12 protein-coding genes are annotated in these 16,923 nt (G+C 45.5%); 1 reads left to right on the top strand and 11 read right to left on the bottom strand.

The window, feature by feature from the left end; translation table 11 throughout:
• Positions 1-22: 22 nt before the first annotated feature.
• The 7 genes from gldM to B2746_RS14075 form a co-directional block, all read right to left on the bottom strand.
• Entirely contained in the window at positions 23-1,558 is a 1,536-nt protein-coding gene (gldM, locus tag B2746_RS14105) for a gliding motility protein GldM (protein ID WP_290795140.1), read from the bottom strand.
• A gap of 68 nt (positions 1,559-1,626) precedes the next feature.
• Complete coding sequence (gldL, locus tag B2746_RS14100) at positions 1,627-2,394, bottom strand: gliding motility protein GldL (protein ID WP_290795138.1); 768 nt, start codon at positions 2,392-2,394, stop codon at positions 1,627-1,629.
• Positions 2,395-2,531: 137 nt separating this feature from the next.
• Positions 2,532-3,821, bottom strand: coding sequence for an SUMF1/EgtB/PvdO family nonheme iron enzyme (locus B2746_RS14095; protein ID WP_290795136.1), 1,290 nt, complete (start codon positions 3,819-3,821; stop codon positions 2,532-2,534).
• A gap of 189 nt (positions 3,822-4,010) precedes the next feature.
• Positions 4,011-6,113 (bottom strand): thioredoxin domain-containing protein, encoded by a 2,103-nt coding sequence (locus B2746_RS14090; RefSeq protein WP_290795134.1) that lies wholly within the window; start codon positions 6,111-6,113, stop codon positions 4,011-4,013.
• 435 nt (positions 6,114-6,548) lie between these two features.
• Positions 6,549-7,340: a uroporphyrinogen-III synthase gene (locus B2746_RS14085; RefSeq protein WP_290795131.1), complete on the bottom strand. Its 792-nt coding sequence runs from the start codon at positions 7,338-7,340 to the stop codon at positions 6,549-6,551.
• A 38-nt stretch (positions 7,341-7,378) separates the two neighbouring features.
• Positions 7,379-8,278 carry a DUF4271 domain-containing protein gene (locus tag B2746_RS14080; RefSeq protein WP_290795129.1) on the bottom strand — a complete coding sequence of 300 codons (900 nt, stop codon included), beginning with the start codon at positions 8,276-8,278 and terminating at the stop codon, positions 7,379-7,381.
• 14 nt (positions 8,279-8,292) lie between these two features.
• Positions 8,293-10,221: a ShlB/FhaC/HecB family hemolysin secretion/activation protein gene (locus tag B2746_RS14075; protein ID WP_290795127.1), complete on the bottom strand. Its 1,929-nt coding sequence runs from the start codon at positions 10,219-10,221 to the stop codon at positions 8,293-8,295.
• 33 nt (positions 10,222-10,254) lie between these two features.
• Between B2746_RS14075 and hemW the strand changes: the two genes are divergently transcribed.
• On the top strand, positions 10,255-11,394 hold the full coding sequence (hemW, locus tag B2746_RS14070) for a radical SAM family heme chaperone HemW (RefSeq protein WP_290795126.1): 1,140 nt from the start codon (positions 10,255-10,257) through the stop codon (positions 11,392-11,394).
• 338 nt (positions 11,395-11,732) lie between these two features.
• Here hemW and B2746_RS14065 read toward each other — a convergent pair whose 3' ends face one another.
• From B2746_RS14065 to B2746_RS14050, 4 genes are all read right to left on the bottom strand, one after another.
• Positions 11,733-12,770, bottom strand: a complete 1,038-nt coding sequence (locus tag B2746_RS14065) for an NAD(P)H-dependent glycerol-3-phosphate dehydrogenase (protein WP_290795124.1) — start codon at positions 12,768-12,770, stop codon at positions 11,733-11,735.
• Positions 12,771-12,775: 5 nt separating this feature from the next.
• Positions 12,776-14,161 (bottom strand): efflux RND transporter periplasmic adaptor subunit, encoded by a 1,386-nt coding sequence (locus tag B2746_RS14060; protein ID WP_290795121.1) that lies wholly within the window; start codon positions 14,159-14,161, stop codon positions 12,776-12,778.
• 20 nt (positions 14,162-14,181) lie between these two features.
• The gene (locus B2746_RS14055; protein ID WP_290795119.1) at positions 14,182-15,654 is read right to left on the bottom strand and encodes a TolC family protein; all 1,473 of its coding nucleotides are present in this window, start codon (positions 15,652-15,654) and stop codon (positions 14,182-14,184) included.
• Between the two features lie 83 nt (positions 15,655-15,737).
• A complete protein-coding gene (locus B2746_RS14050; RefSeq protein WP_290795118.1) occupies positions 15,738-16,916 on the bottom strand; it encodes a trans-sulfuration enzyme family protein in 1,179 nt (392 codons plus the stop codon).
• Positions 16,917-16,923 lie beyond the last annotated feature (7 nt).

Genomic DNA, 16,923 nt, shown 5'->3' with positions numbered 1-16,923 from the left:
TTATCCTGTTTTAGTCAATTGCTTATTTCAAATTAAAGAAGATACCGGGTAGCTCACGAACACGGCCATCCGGACCTTTCACACGAATCTGATCAAAAAACACACTGGAACCCGGGGTTGCTTTATTTACAATAGCAGCAGCACCTCCATTCCAACGTGGACCATCGTTAGCAGCCTGCTGGTAGGTCTGGAATGCACCACCATTAGCACCAACAACGTAACTGATTACATCGTATTTGGCATCAAATTCAGAGTCCATCAATTTTGCCAGTACACCACCCATTGCTTTGAACTGGGCAGCAGGCATAGATCCACCTTTGCTGGCACCAACCATCGCAGTTGGATCAGGCAGAGATTTCACCCGCATTGGGAAAGAACTTGTTTTACCATCTACTGTAATCTTGATTTCAGCAGGGCCCATTTTGCTTGGCTTGATAATGTAACGATCGCCACCTGCAGGAGTGATTGCACCACCTGTGAAGCTTACGTTCATTTTTTCTTTACCGGCAGAACCAGCAGAAATCATTACCGGGTTTTCCACACTCATGTAAACCACGTTCATTTTCTCGAGGAATACAGAAGCTCCTGAAGGAACACCTACGGTATATTCAACTACTTTAGAAACTGATTTATCTTCACCGGTGTTAGGATCTTTGTAGTTTACTACTACGTTCACCTTGTGTGCACCAGCGCCGCTAACGGTTGTTTTGTACAACGCAGTTCCATCAGGACCCAGCGCAACACTTGCACCATTAACAGTTACTGAAGGCAATGCATCTGTAGAAAATGCACCGATACCGGCAGTGATTTGCAATTCCTGGCCAGGCATCAGGTAAGTGGAGTTGGTTCCGGCGAAAGCCTCGAACTTATCCAACTTAAATTTCACCTTTCCAATTTGCTGGAAGCAATGATCAACAACGATTGCTTCTGAATTCTTAACATCATTCTGGAATTTACTCAGAATGGTAAGTGCAGCAATGGTTGGGGTCATGCGGAAATAAGAAGATTTCCAGTCAGCTTTAACAGTGCTTCCTGTCTGGGATTTTGGAATCTCCAGATCAATGGGCAGCGATTTGGCAAATGCCGCCTTCTGCTCAGGAACAATGTTTAAGATTTTTGTTTTGAATTCGGTCAGCTTGGCGAGCAGTTCATCGCCCTGTTTTCCTTCCACCAGCATACGGGTAGAAGCATCCAGGTTATCGATTGCGAACTTCTCTTCGGGCGTTCCGATGTTTTCACCTTTCGACTCTTTTTTCAATTCAAGCTTCAGGTTTTCAATATACTTGGACACCTCAGCAGAAAGCTTTTGCGCTTCTTGTGCTTTTGGCAGCCAGATTTCAGCATTTTGTCTGGTTTTTGGGTCTTCCATTGCATCTTTAAATGCAGTGAATACAGCTGCATTTTTTTCATCTACAACACCATTTGCAGTGGAAATGCTTTCGTTTACGGTTTTGAATGCGTTCAGGATTTCCGATGATACGTTCAATGCAAGCAGTGCGGTAAGCACCAAATACATCATGTTGATCATCTTCTGCCTGGGCTCTTTAGGTAAGGCCATGGATCTGGGATTTAAATGTTGTCAATCTAGTTTTTCACAGTTTCAATAAAGGGTACGATCAACTTGGCTTAGGCGCGACCTTGCATTGCGTTCAGCATATTACCATAAATCTGGTTAAGGTTACCCAGGTTTTTAGCTAATGCAGCAATCTGATCCTGTGTTTTCTTAGCATCTTCCACGCTACCCTGCATTGCTTCAGAAGCCTGTGCCAGGTTACCATAGAATTTGTTCATTGCTTTCAGGTGGTTGTTGGTATCCTGAAGTTCCAGTTCATAGATTGTATTGAGAGATCCCAGATTCTTAGTCAGGGTCTGTACCTGTGTATGGAATTGCTTGGTGCTTTCAGAAGCTTCGTTGAAAACGGCCATGGTTGAGGCGCTTTTTACATAAGCATCTTTCATTTGTCCGAGTGCACCGGCAGCTTCTTTTGTTTTAGATGCATAATCATTGGTTGCAGCTACCACATCAGAAACATCTTTCATCTGGTTAACTGTAGTTCCCAGTTTGTTGAAACCTTCGCTCAGTTTTTTCAGATTGGTTGGAGTGATATCCGCTTCCTGCATCATTTTGTCGAGGCTGTTGAGGGAAGGGTTACCAGCGGGATTGGTAGACAACTTTGGCAGGGCTTCAGCGAGAGCAGCCATTTCACCACCTGGAGGCGGTAAGAATGCATACACGATAAAGATCAGCGCTTCTGTTAAAAGTCCCACGGTCAACATAACGTCGGCAAAAGAAAGGTGAAGGATTTTTGCCCATGCTCCGAAGATTACCACCGCAGCGCCCACGCATACGAAGATATTTACGAGTTTGTCAGTAGATTTAGATACACCAGCCATAGTTGTTAATTTTTGAGTTTGAATAAGGGTTTAGATCGTTGTTATTAAGATATTAGATTTAGATATAAGAATGCCTGTTCGATTTTTCAATCAAATAATATACAGTAAGATGTTGTCTTTAGAAATTTGCTATACGCTTATTTTTTGCCTTTGCTCGGAGTAGGTGGAAGATCGATTACAGAGCGGAAACCGATATACGATTTAGCCGTATCCTGGTATTCGTACGAGCGGGTTCCGGTTTGAAGGAAATAACCTACGTCTTTCCAGCTACCACCACGTAATACCTTACGTTTCATCCGTGGAGGATCAGAATCCTTCGCGTTGTAACGGATATCCGGGTTCATATCATGCTGGAAATTGTATCCACCTTCGTAGTAGAGAGAAGAAGTCCATTCTGCTACATTACCTGCCATATTATACAGACCAAAATCATTAGGCCAGTATGCATCGGCACGAACGGTATAGAATCCACCGTCTTCAGGATAGTTACCACGGCCGGGTTTGAAGTTGGCCAGAAGACATCCTTTTTTATTTCTCAGGTAATAGTTACCCCATGGGAACATTGATTGAGAGCGACCACCGCGGGCTGCGTATTCCCATTCTGCTTCTGTAGGCAGACGGAAATCAGATTCCTGCGCACGCTTCTTGCTTTCCAGGAAGGAATTCAGGAAATGTGTTCTCCACTCGCAGAAGGCAGTTGCCTGGCTCCAGCTAACCCCTACAACCGGATAATTTCCGAAAGCAGGATGAGAGAAATAACGCTTGGTCATTGGTTCATTGTAAGAATAGGAGAAGTCACGAATCCAAACCAGGGTATCCGGGTAGATTCTAACGTCTTTCTTCAAAATGAAGGTAGAACGAGGCTTACCGGCGTTTTCGCGCTTGGCAGCTTCTTTATTATCAAAGGTTTCTGAATGATAGACTAATTTGGAAGCGTCCAGCTCTTTTTTACCAAAAATCCTGTTCTCAGGTGACAGAATCAACTGATCAATTTTTTCGATAGTGGCTTTATCACCCCATTTGATGGTTTTTGCTTTTGCCCAGTCAACCTGATCTACCCCGTCAACATTTTTAACAAATCCCATCAGCTTGGCAGCTGTTGAATCCCGAACCCAGTTTACGAACTGACGGTATTCATTGTTGGTGATTTCAGTGGCATCCATCCAGAAGCCATTGATGGATACCTGCTTGTTACGGGCAGTGTACGCATAGTTGACATCTTCATCGCTTGGACCCATGTGGAATGTCCCGGGTGGAATGTACACCATTCCCGGAGGTTTTGGCATAGAGTACTTGTTGCCGGGCGCTACGCCGTGCAACTGACCATCGTTTGGTAATCCTCCCTTATTGGAGTTTTTTCCAAACATTCCGCAGCTTGCCAACATAGATACGGCTGCAAGCGTGCACAACGTGGACAGGTTTTTCATTTTCATAATATTAAAGGGTAGTGGGCAAATATAATGTTTTGTCAACATCAGCTTCTCAAGTTTATATTTTACGTCATGGAACTGATTTTGCTTGTTCCCGTGACAAATTTAACGGTCTTTAAAAGGGGATTATTGTTCCACCCTCCAATAAAATCTTGCCAAAAAACCTTGTTTTCAGACCAATAACAACTAAATCTGGTCCAAAATCCGATCAACAGCGACTTCCGGCCGAAGGCAGTTATAGCTTTGGCATAGATAGATTAGTGTATCAGGGGCGGAGGGCTTTTGACGCAAAAGCGGATAAGCTTCATTTTCCCGGGTAGCGGATTGGAGTACTTTATACGGAATAAAATTAGCCAATATTTCCATTCGGCGTGATTCCGCATCCGGTCCAACCACTACTATTTCTGCACATCCGTCCACCCAACCCATCAATTCCATTGCCCAGCCTCCAAAAGATCCGGGATACCGGACCGCTGACCCGGCCATTGCTGCCACCATTGCTTCCGACCTGTCCACCATGTCTCTGCGCTCAAACACAATACCTAAATACCTGAGATTGAACGCCATAACGGAATTTCCGGAAGGCTGTGCCCCATCGTATACTTCTCTTTTCCTGACAATTACATCTGTCTGAAATTGATTGGTATAATAAAAAAGGGGGCTGTCATCCGAGCCGAATTCCCTTAGTATAGTTTCTGTTAATTTTTTCGCCTGCTCTAATAATTCCGTTCTGCCCGTGATTTCCTGCAAATAAATCAAAGCCTGTACCAGATATGCATAATCATCCAAAAATCCCGGAAACTGTGCTTTTCCCGATTTGTAGGTATGCATCAACTGATCTCCGGATTGAAGGAAAACCCGCAGCATCCATTCCATGTTCCGTTCCGCCAGTTGTCTGTACCTGCTTTCACCTGTGGCAGCATATGACTTGGTCAATGCCGTATTCATCAGCGCATTCCAACTCACTAACTGCTTGTCATCCAGTCCCGGACGGATTCTTTTCGCCCTATGTTCCAGTAATTTGCTTCGAATGCTTTCAAGGGTAGCGGACAGGATTAATGCATCTCCATTGCAATATCCCATTTCTAACAATTCGGAAGACCTGCGCGATTTTGTCAATATGTTAATTCCTTCCCAATTCCCTTCCTCCGATACAGAGAGCCAATCACAGGCCAGCGCAGCATCTTTTCCGAGAATTTCTTCCATTTCCCCCTTTTCCCAAACGTAAAATTTCCCCTCCTCTCCTTCCGAATCGGCATCCAGGGCAGCATAAAAACTGCCTTCCGGGGAAAACATTTCCCGTTCCAGGAATTCAACGGTTTCCCGGATTGTTTGGGCATAGAGCTGTTTTCGGGTAAGCTGGTAAGCATCTGCCAGCACACTTATTAGCAGGGCCTGATCATATAACATTTTTTCAAAATGCGGAACCAGCCAGTTGTTATCGGTGGAATAACGTGAAAATCCACCACCCAACTGATCATAAATACCCCCGGCGATCATTTTATCCAAACTAAGCAGGGCATGTTGAAGCGCTTCTTCAGCCGGTGTTTCCATTGCACCCTCTTTCCATACGGGAATTGCCGGTTTAGGGTTGCCGGTGTTGAAACGGGATTGTTTATCCAGATACCGGGCAGCATACCGAAGCAGGTAGGCAATCGAAAAAGTCTGGGGAAATTTGGGTGGACGACCGAAGCCACCTTCTTTTTTGTCGGCATTTTTCAGCAATGCCAGGGCAATCTGGCTCAATTGATCCAGATGGAAACCGGTGCCGGCTTCTTCTCCGATTCGGTTAGCCTGTATAAGGTGGGCTGTCAGGTTTTCGGCCTGGTTAACCACTTCCTCGCGGCGTTCTGTCCAGGCTTTTGAAACTCCTTCCAGCACATCTTTCCAGGCAGGTAAATTATGGTAGGATGCCGGAGGAAAATAAGTGCCTCCATAAAAAGGTTTGCCCTCCGGTGTCAGAAATAGGTTCAGGGGCCATCCTCCACTTCCGGTCATGGAAGTGAGGGCATCCATGTAAATATGGTCAATATCAGGGCGCTCTTCGCGGTCCACTTTAATATTGATGAACTTTTCATTCATGAGCGCTGCCACTGCCGGGTCCTCAAAGCTTTCCCGCTCCATTACATGGCACCAGTGGCAGGCAGCATAGCCGATGCTGATGAGTATAGGCTTTTCCGCTTTGCGGGCCGCCTTCAGCGCCTCATCGCCCCATGGATACCAGTCCACCGGGTTATGTGCATGCTGCAGTAGATAGGGGCTGGTTTCTTTTGCTAATCGATTAGGCATGAGGGAGGAGGTGAATGGTGAATAGAACAATCACTAAGCTACTTAAAGAAACGCGAATGAAATTCGGATGAAACCATCATGGAACTCCGATCCTATAATTCTGAAGGGGTTGCTACTCGTTATATGAAGTTTCTGCCTGGTTGGCAGGGTGTTTTTTTGGTTAGATTGAAAAAGTTCATAAGAGACGGGGCGAATGCGACAGAAATTAACCAATTATTGCTGAAGGGACCGAAATTCATCCTGGCTTCATCCAAACCTCATCCCGGCTTCATACCGGCCTCGTCGAATCAATTCAACTTATCGAGTGCCAATTAGGCATGTTCTAAATATAAGTTGAGGAAATTTTGGGATGCTTTTGGTCTTTGTAGTTCAACCGCTTTTTAAACCCTCCCGAGCCTTTGCACCATTCACTTATTCACCTTTCACCTTCTCACCTCACTTATTCTTCCCGCTCAAAAACTGATCCAGGGCAGCTACCATGGAGGGTGCCTGTGGTTGGGGTGCTTTAATATCAAGTGCGAGTCCGGCTTCTTCCACCGCTTTGGAGGTATTGCTGCCGAAAGCGCCGATCAGGGTGCCGTTTTGTTGGAAACTGGGATAGTTCTCAAACAGGCTTTTCACTCCACTTGGCGTAAAAAAACAAATGATATCATACTGGTGAGATCCCAGAATGGGTTTGAGATCATTGGAGATGGTGCGATACATGAAGGGAGTAGCAAATTCACATTTATGTGCTTTCAGCCAGCTCACGATATCGTTGTCCTGTTGATTCTCGGAACAGGGATAGAGAAAGGTTTCATTCTCTTTGTGTTTATTCACTACATCAAACATGCTTTTATTAGAGCCATCGGCACCATAAAACACTTTTCTTTTTCTGTAGAGAATAAATTTCTGGAGATAGAGGGCAACTGCCTCTGTGATACAGAAATACTTGGTATCCTGCGACACATTCACTTTCATTTCTTCACAAATGCGAAAGAAATGATCGATGGCATTTCTGCTGGTAAAAATGACCGCAGAATATTGTGCGATGTCAATTTTTTGTTTCCTGAAATCCTTTGAGGGGATTCCCTCCAAACTGATGAAGGGATGAAAGTCTAAAGTCACGCCAAATTTCCTACCCAGTTCAAAGTAGGGAGATTTGTCACTTTCAGGCCTCGGTTGGGTGATCAGGATTTTCTTGATTGCAGGAGCTCCGGCTCCCTTCTTAGCCTCGTTCTTTAGCATTTTTTCTTAAGCTAAATGTTCTTAAAGTTAATTAACACCTACACTAATTTCGTTAACACCTTATAAATCAACAGTAAGGGTGCTACTTCGAAGGCACAAAGGTATAAAAAAAAGTGGAAACGACTCGCTCTAAGTTCCCGGGTAATAAATCCATAGGCACTGGTGTACCTATATATGAAAATTACCCCTACCAAAACATAGGAAAGGGTTTGGGCAATGGTTGCCAGGGGTTCTCCTGCAAAGGCAATCAGCATAAGCAGAGGCAACAGGAAAATCCCCAGCACTTTGTTGCAGAGAAAAACGATAAAAATATAGGTATCAATGGTATCTGTCATCCGCAGACTCCAGCCGAGGAATTTGAGTATAAAGTTTTTCCCCAGGTAAATAAGGGCGATTGCAATAACGGAATACAGGTACAGGCGCCAGAAACCGGGGTCATCTGGATTTGCCTGCTGTTCATGCAGAATGAAACTGGCCAGGAGCCCGGCGGCAGCAACAAAATGAATATTCAGCAGCAGACTGGCTAGGGGTGTCTGCAACAATTGCTCCCTTATCTGCTTGGCTTTGAGGGAAGCACGGAAAAAAACCTTGAACATATTTTCCAGGTAGCGTCCGAAACTTGCTTTAACAAGTGCCAGCAGGAACAGCAATCCCAATAAGAGATAAAAAATTCCGTCCTTTCCTTTTGCTGTTTTAGGTTGAATGGTTCGGTAAACACCTTCTGCAGAAAAATTCAGGTAGGGATGTGACTGAAGCACTTTATAATATCCGGTGGTGGAAAAATCGATGGGTATCCAGGGTGCGGGAGTGGCAGGAGCTACCGGGACAACCTGAGGCAGGCTATCCGGAATTATTTTCTGCAAACTGTCCTGTGCCCGCAATGGGCTGATCAGTAAGAGCAGGCAGCAAACAAACAGAGGGAGAAGTATACGCATCATGAACAGGCTGCAATTTAGAAATAATTCACATAGCCCAAGTGAATCTTCGTTTGCCGGAGATTAAATGGATTATCATCCCGTTTGCCGGCAGCCAGGGAGAGGTTGAAGAATCCGGCTGCGGTTTCGAATGCGATTCCTAATCCCGCCCCAAACAGGCTGTTGCGGCTTTGTCCGATGGAGCTTTTACTGGAGGTAAATCCATAATCAGCGAATCCGAAAAAATAGGAATTGATTCCGACCAGGTAACGATATTCAACCGTATTCACCAGGTAGCGGGAAGCGAAGATGCTTTCCTCATCAAATCCCCGCATCAGTTTATAACCGCCAATTTGAAACAATTCATTTCGGAACAAAGAGGGGCTTTGCACCCAGCCACCATTTGCCAGCAGCTGAATAGTGGCCTGCTTTCCGATTGGTAAAAATTTTGCCAGTCGGGCTTTGATCTTGAACTGATAGCTTTTGAGGTCAATGGTATCATAAAGGGAGGCATAATTGAAAGTAGGATCCTTGATATCCAGTACCGCATTATTTCTTTTGACGGTACGGGTGCCCGCTGTTACGGATCCGTAGAGTTCCCAGCCTTTTCTTGGGTTACGCCGGTAGTTGGTGGTGTATAATTCGTAATCAACACCCAGGTTTACGATACTCATATCAATATCGTTGGGCAGGCGTTTCGAAGCTTTGATCCGGTTGGTATCAACATTCACCAGGTTGGTTCTGAACAACTGGAGGAATACTTTTCCGGTTTGCCTTGCGGATACAGCATATTGAATTCCCAATTGCGCATTGATGTTTAAAAAGGAACTGTCTTTTTTGAAGAGATCGAATTGGGTGCTGATACCGAAGGCGGATCCAAAAAGATAGGGTTGTTGAAACATAAGATTTAATCGCGGCGACTGAACTTGTAATTGTTGCCAGTTAACGCCGATTGTTTCTCCGTTACCCAATGCGTTTTTGAGATTCAGATTGGCTTCACCGGTAACCTGAAATTTATTTTCGCCTGTGCTGTTGGTGGTGGGCAGGAGTCCGAGTAATACATTGATCTGGCTGCTTTTTTTGGGTTCGAGAAAGAGATCGAGGATGGCTCCGTTTCCACCAAAACGCAGTGCCCAGGGTTTGTTTTCCTGGAGGTAGGGCAATTCTCTGAGGCGGATGGAGACCGTATTGAAGGCTGTTTTTTGAAAGGGCATACCTTTTGGAAGATCGAGGTAGCGATGCAGAAAATTTTCGGATATACTTGCCTTTCCGTTTACCTGAATACTATCCAGTGTGTAATTCAAGCCTTTGGTTATGGTTAGTTTTCCATTAATGGTTGAGCTGGTCTGATCGGATGGCTGAACTGCCAGGCTATCCAATTGAATCGAGGCAAAGGGGTGGCCATGATTATACAGGTATTCCAGAATTTGCTGTTGGATTTTTTCAAGTTGTCGGGTTGAAAAGAAAGCGCCGGCTGGATTATTGGCAGAACGTTTTCGTAGAGTTGGTGTGAGGATTAGCAGGTTGGAGGATGTGTCCATCCGGACACCTGCTTCGGATAATTCATTGGCTGATAAACCGGCGATTTTGATTTGTCCCCATTGAAATTGTTCTCCCAGGTAGAGGTAGGCGATGGTAAGCGAGTCAGATTCACGGACGCTGTCTACAGATGCGGCGGCAAATCCCTTTAGAGCGAGTAGAGAATCAAGGGATGATACATAATTTAAACAGAGCGGTCTGGTTGGGAAACCGGATTTAAGTTGCAGGGTTGAGAGGCGGTTGGAGTCGGAATCAGTGAGTTTGATTTCGAGGCGATGCGGATTTTGTGTTGGTGCCTGTGCGATCAACTTATTAGTCCATACGAAAAAGGCAAGGAGAAAAATCCCCATGAGCCGGTTCGATCGCATAAATAAGATACCCTTCATCACGCCGTTAAAATAACGCTTTGCCAGCAATCTGAATTGCACGAACTGGATTAACTTTGCCGGTCAACTTACACTTTGGCCGGAATTTATATACATATCCCCTTTTGCCGCAAGGCCTGTCATTATTGCAACTTTCATTTTTCCACCCAATTAGAGAGCAAGCCTGCATTGATTGCTGCAATCAGAAAGGAATTATTGTTGCGTGCGGGGGAGTTGAATGGACAGGAGGTGCAGACTGTTTATTTGGGAGGGGGTACGCCATCTCTGTTAACGGAAGCGGAGTTGCTGGGGTTGCTTGAGGTGATTCGGGCGGAGGTGAATTTGGCAGTGGGCGCGGAAATCACACTGGAAGCGAATCCGGATGATTTGAGTTTGGAATTGCTGGCTGTTTGGCGGCAGGCGGGGATTAACCGGTTGAGTATTGGTGTACAATCTTTTCACCAGGCGGATTTAGATTGGATGAACCGGGCGCATTCTGCGGTGGAAGCGAAGCGGGGAATTGAATGGGTACAGGAAGCGGGGTTTGAAAATTACAGTATTGATCTTATTTATGGCACACCGGGACTGAGTGATGCGGCCTGGTTGGAAAATATTGGTCAGGCGCTTGCTTTTGGAGTGCCGCATTTGTCCTGTTATGCGTTGACGGTGGAAGAGAAAACGGCGTTGGCGCATATGGTGAAAACTAAGCGGATGCCGGATACGGATCCGGAGCAGCAGAGCAGGCAGTTTTTGATTTTGATGGAGGAGCTGCGGGCTGCGGGTTATGAGCAGTATGAAATTTCCAATTTTGCCTTGCCGGGGTGGCGGAGCCGGCACAATAGTGCTTATTGGAGAGGGGATGCGTATTTGGGTGTGGGTCCGGGTGCACATTCTTTTGATGGTCGGTTTCGGAGATGGAATGTTTCGAATAATGCGTTGTATATAAAAGCATTGCAGGGTGATGGTGAATTTCATGAGCAGGAGGAGTTGACAGAGGAGAATCGGCGACATGAGTATATTATGACATCCTTGCGTACGGCGGAGGGGTTGGAGCTGGAATATTTTGAGGAGGCTTTTGGGGAGGCTGCTGTGGAGGGGTTGCTTAGTCGGGTGGAGGGGTATCGTACACTGGTGCGTGCGGAGGGAAGCGAGCGCTTATTGGTGTCTGGGGGTTGGGTACGGTTGACAGATGAGGGTCGTTTATTTGCGGATGGTATTGCGGGTTACCTGTTTTAGGTGTCAGACAGGTGTTAGGACGCTGTTAGAGAGGTGTCAGATACATGTTAGAACACTATCCTAATACCTGTCTGACACCTAATCTAACAATGTCCTAACACCTGTCTGACGTTTAAATGCGTATCTTTAATTGTATGCCGGTTAGTTTTTCCATATACGGTTCGGCCATGCTGATTTTATTGGCGATTGTCCTGATACGTCAGGGCTGGCTTTATTTTGCGGGAAAGGATTCTGGCTCCTGATGCCGGTATGTTAGAACATCGCTCTAACATAAATCTAACACAGTACCAACACCTGTCTGACACATCTCTAACAGCGTCCCAACACCTGTCTGACGTCTAAATCAATACTTCCTCAATTAACTCGAAACCGGCGGCGGGGGAAAGTTGCTGCCAAAGGATGCGATAGATGGCGGAAGCAATTGGAATATCTGCCTGAATGGTTTGGTTGATTACCTGTATACTCCGGCTTGCATTATACCCCTCGGCCACCATATTCATTTCCAGTTGTGCACTTATAACGGAATAGCCTTTCCCTATCATATTACCGAAGGTCCGGTTGCGGCTATACAGAGAATAACAGGTTACCAGTAAATCGCCCAGGTAAACAGAAGCCGCATAATTGGCATCTTTCTTATGTGTTACAGGATCCTCGCCCTGATGCGAGCCCACTTCCATGCGCTGAACGCCCACTTTCTTCAAAAAAGCGGCCATCTCGTCGGCACAATTCGCAATGAAAACACTTTGGAAATTATCGCCGTATTCCAGTCCATGTGCAATACCTGCACCAAGGGCATAAATGTTTTTGAGAATCGCGGCATATTGAACCCCCAGCACATCGGCATTCACAATGGTGTTGATGTACCAGGTTTTGAAATAGGAAGCAACTTCAAAAGCGCGCTCTTCCGAAACTCCGGAAAATGTGAGATAAGACAGCCGTTCACGCGCCACTTCCTCCGCATGACAGGGCCCCATTAATGTAAAGTAGGATGAGAGCGGAAAATTAAACCGCTGCAATAACCATTCATTCAGCAGGATATTTTTATCCGGCACCATGCCCTTCACTGCCGACACCAGCAGTTTGCCCTCCAAAGCAGCAGGATCCAGCTCTTTAAACGTATCAACGATATAAGCAGATGGGACAGCTACCACAAGGCAATCAGATGCGGCTACCATTTCTACTATTGAGGTATGCAATTGCAGCCGCTGTATATCAAAACTCGCAGAAGAAAGATAATTCGGATTATGTTTTCGCTGCAGCAGATGCTGACGAATGGCTTCACTCCGAACCAGCCACTGGATCGTATTCCCATTATCCGTAACGATCTTGGCCAGTGCCGTTGCCCAGCTGCCACTACCGATAATACCCAGCCGCATGTTGATTATTTTTTCGTTTCGAAGAGCTCTTCCTTTTTCACCACCTTCACTTTATCCTTATTCTTTAGTGTCTTTGAAACAAGAGAATAAGGCCCTGTTATTACTTCATCACCTTCTTTTAAACCACTTAATATTTCAATATAAGTGATGTCCTGGATATCGGTGCGAACCTTTACCCGTTTAACAGTGGTTTTATCAGCTTCTAAAACAAATACAACTTCATCCAGCTCGGAACTGATGGAGCGACGATCTTCCTTATTGTTCTCATTCTCTCCACTTTCGGCAGTAGAGGTTCTTGTTTCGTTCACTGCTTTATCGGAATCTTTTTCTCTGGTGGTAACCGCATTGATGGGAACTGCCAGTACATCGAGTTTGCGTTTGGTTTGAATATCGGCACTTGCACTCATACCCGGACGAAAAGGAAAACTTTTCGGACGGGATGGATCCAGCAAATCCTGGTAAGATTCTTTCAGTAAACGAATCCTTACTTCGTAGTTGGTGACATCATTGGTAACAGCAGTTGCCGTTGCGGATGAAAGTGCTTTACTACTGCTTGCAATCTGCGTAACAATTCCTTTGAATTTCCGTGCGTTATAGGCATCAATTTCAACCAGCGCAGAATCACCCAAATGAACTTTTGGAATATCATTTTCACCCACTTCCACGCGCACTTCAATTTTATCCATATCAGCCACCCGCATCATTTCTGTACCGGTCATTTGTGCGGTACCCACCACACGTTCTCCTTTCTTCACCGCCATCAGGGAAACCACTCCATTCATAGGAGCAAGAATCGTAGTTCTTCCCAGGTTTTTATTGGCACTTTCCAGATTGGCTCTTGTACTTGCAACAGATGCTTTATTTGCATTGATTGTTTGCAAACCTGCATTGTAATTGGCTCTTGCCGTATTAAAGGCATTTTCTGCCTGCTCAAATTCGGCGCGTGAAATCACTTTTTCTTTCATCAGTTGTTCCTGTCTGCGAAACTGCGCTTCTGCCTGATTAAGGGCACTCTGCAAGGCATTCAACTGAGCCTCGCTGTTTTCCACAATTGCCTGCTGTTGACGAACACTGGCAGCCACCTGATCACGCTGGGTTAAATAGATATCAGCGAAAATTTTCGCCAGTACCTGCCCTTTGCGAACACTGTCTCCTTCCTCCACCATCAGTTCAACAATTTCTCCGGATATATCGGAACTCACTTTCACTTCCACTTCCGGATACACTTTACCGCTGGCATTTACTGTTTCAATGATGGTGCGTTTGGCTACTTTTTCCGTAGTCACTTTGATGCCTTCTTCGCCGCCGATGATTCCGGCCTGTTTCATAGCGAACAATCCACCGATCAGTACCAGCACGCCAACCAGAATCCATACTAATTTCTTATTCATATGTGTAGTATATCTTGTAATTATAATTTAATTCCCTGTCCTTTATAGAACTCCAATACTTTCATTCTGAAAACATAATCGAACTGGGCATTCACCATATCGATTTTGGAACGGGTAAGATTGGTTTGGGAGGTGATGAGTTCAAGGGTGGATAATAAGCCGAGTTCATATCGACGCAGGGTAAAATTATAAGATCGTTCAGCCGCATTCACACTGTTTCTGGCTGCATTAAATTTTTGCATAGCTGCAACAGCACTTGTATACGCATTATAAATACTGGATTTCAAATTAAGGTTGCCCTGTTCAATAATTAAGTTTGCATTTGCCAGGTTCAATTTCGATTGTTGATAATTGGTTCTTGCCTGCCAGCCTCCCAAAATAGGAATACTGATACCAATTCCGATATTCTGACGGAAGTTATTGGACATCTGCGTACCCCAGCCTTCCCAGAGCTCACCAAAACTTTTATTCCCCTGCTGAATCTGTATATTGGGCGACTGCAATGGAATAACATCTCCATTTACTGTAACTGCTCCATTTGATGGGTTAGGTGGATTATATCCCAAAAAATTTGCACCGGTAATTTTCCTGTTCGAACTCGCAAAGTTGGATGCCAGTCCGCCAAATGCAAAGAAGCTGGGATACAAATTCGACTTAGCTGCCTTAATGGAGTATTCAAGCGATTTTTTTCTGAGGTCATTCGCTTTAATAACCGGCTGGTTCTGCAATGCCATCGTATATACCAATTCCGGTTCCAGTTCGGCAATCGGATCAACCGGAATACGATCAACGGGAGGTACAGCTATTGCAAATGGAGCACCCGCATCCAATGCCAGTAAGGCTTTCAGCGAAAGCAGATTCAGCTCATAGGTAGACTGTGCTGTAATCAGCGATGAACTATCTCTTGCCAGTTGCGCTTCCAGATCAACTGAATTCAATTCTGGCAATGTACCTGCTTCCACCCGTTTGCGGGTATCATTCAGCTGACTCGCGCTCTGCTTTACCTGCACTTCCACTATATCCACCTGCACTTTAGATAATAAAGCCGTCAGATAGGCGGTTGCCACATTCAGCGCCAGATCATTTTTATTCTTTTCAACATCTGCCAAAGCAGCTTCTGCTTCAAATTTGGAAGCCAGCATATTATTGGTGATCCGGTTCCAGTTGAAGATGGTTACATTGGTATTGAACTGAAATCCCTGAAACAATAACTGCTGATTGGTAAAGAGGTTGGTAGTTGGGTCAATTGACCTGCCAAACTGATACCCGGTATTGGTATTAAAATCAGCTGTCGGGATTCTGGCCTTTTTACCCTGCTGGTATAACAACTCACTGATTCTGCGTTGAACATCTGCCTGTTTGGTGGAAATATTATTGGCAATGGCATATTCCACACATCGCCTTAGATCCCACGGGCCTTCTTGTGCCTGACTTTCCTGAACCAGCCCCAAACCGAAAAATAAACAATAGGATAACCGTTTAAAAAATAACATGTACAATGGTTAAGGGGTTAAAAATAAAGAATTCAATGGCTCCTACCCGACCGGTTATATAATTATCGTGAAAAAACTCCCCATCAACCACCAGTTGCGGAAAGAAATGCCTGCTCCAGATCCGCAATCAGGTAATCGGCCGATTCTTGTCCCACGTATAACCGAAGCATCCGGTGTTCTTTTTTCTCCGGCCGAAAATGTGCCGGATCAATACCTGCACATCGGGGAATGATCAGACTTTCATGTCCGCCCCAGCTAACCGCCATGAAGATATGCTGCAGTGCCTCACAAAAGCCGACAATCTCCGCTCTGGAATCCGTTTTATAAATAAATGTCAGCAAACCGCAGGCTCCCTGCATCTGTTTCCTCGCCCGCTCATAGTCGGGAAAATCCGGATCCAGCGGGAAAAGAGTGGCTTCCACTTTGGGATGGCTTTTCAGGTAATCGAGCACCCGTCGGGTGGTCTGCGTCACCTGCTCCAGCCGCATGGGCAGGGTCCGCAAGCCTCTCAACAATAACCAGGCATTAAAAGGCTGGATTCCGCTGCCCACGGTAAGGTATTCATTTTCAAAAATTTTTCTGATAAGCGCAGTGGAACCAGTTATTACACCGGCAACCGTATCCGAATGGCCACCAATATATTTTGTTGCCGACTGAATAGTCAGGTCAATACCCAATGCAATGGGTTGCTGGTAAATCGGTGTGCAATAACTGTTATCTACTATGGTGATGATGCCTCGGGACTTCGCAAGTTCCGCAATGCCTTGTAAATCCTGTATGGCATAGGTCCAGCTATTGGGTGTTTCCAGATAAATCAGGCGGGTATTCGGTTGAAGCACGGCTTCATAATCGGCCGCTTCTCCCCCATCCGCATAGGTTGTTGTTATGCCGAACCGGGGAAGCAAAACAGAAAACAAGCGTTCGGCCCAGGTATAGGGCTTTCGAACGGAAACGATATGATCTCCTGCTTTTACATTCGCCAGCACGGAAGCAAATATGGCGGCGGCACCACTGTTCAGTACCAGGCAATCCTCGGCCCCATCCAGTGCCGCCAGTTTTTTTCGCAGGATATCTACTGTGGGATTCAGGCCCCTGCTGTATAAAAATCCGCTCATTTCATCTTCAAAGGCCCGAGACAATGCATCCACCTTGCGAAACACAAAATTGCTTGTTTGCATAATGGGAGGAGCCATTGCATTAAAATACAGTTCCCGATCCTCGCCAAGTTCATTTATTATATAAGAGAGATCCATTTTATCCATTAGTGAT

The sequence above is a fragment of the Flavihumibacter sp. UBA7668 genome, assembly GCF_002483205.1.
GTDB lineage: Bacteria > Bacteroidota > Bacteroidia > Chitinophagales > Chitinophagaceae > Flavihumibacter.
The sequence above is the reverse complement of the archived record's forward strand: the minus strand, read 5'-3'. Positions and strand labels throughout refer to the sequence as shown.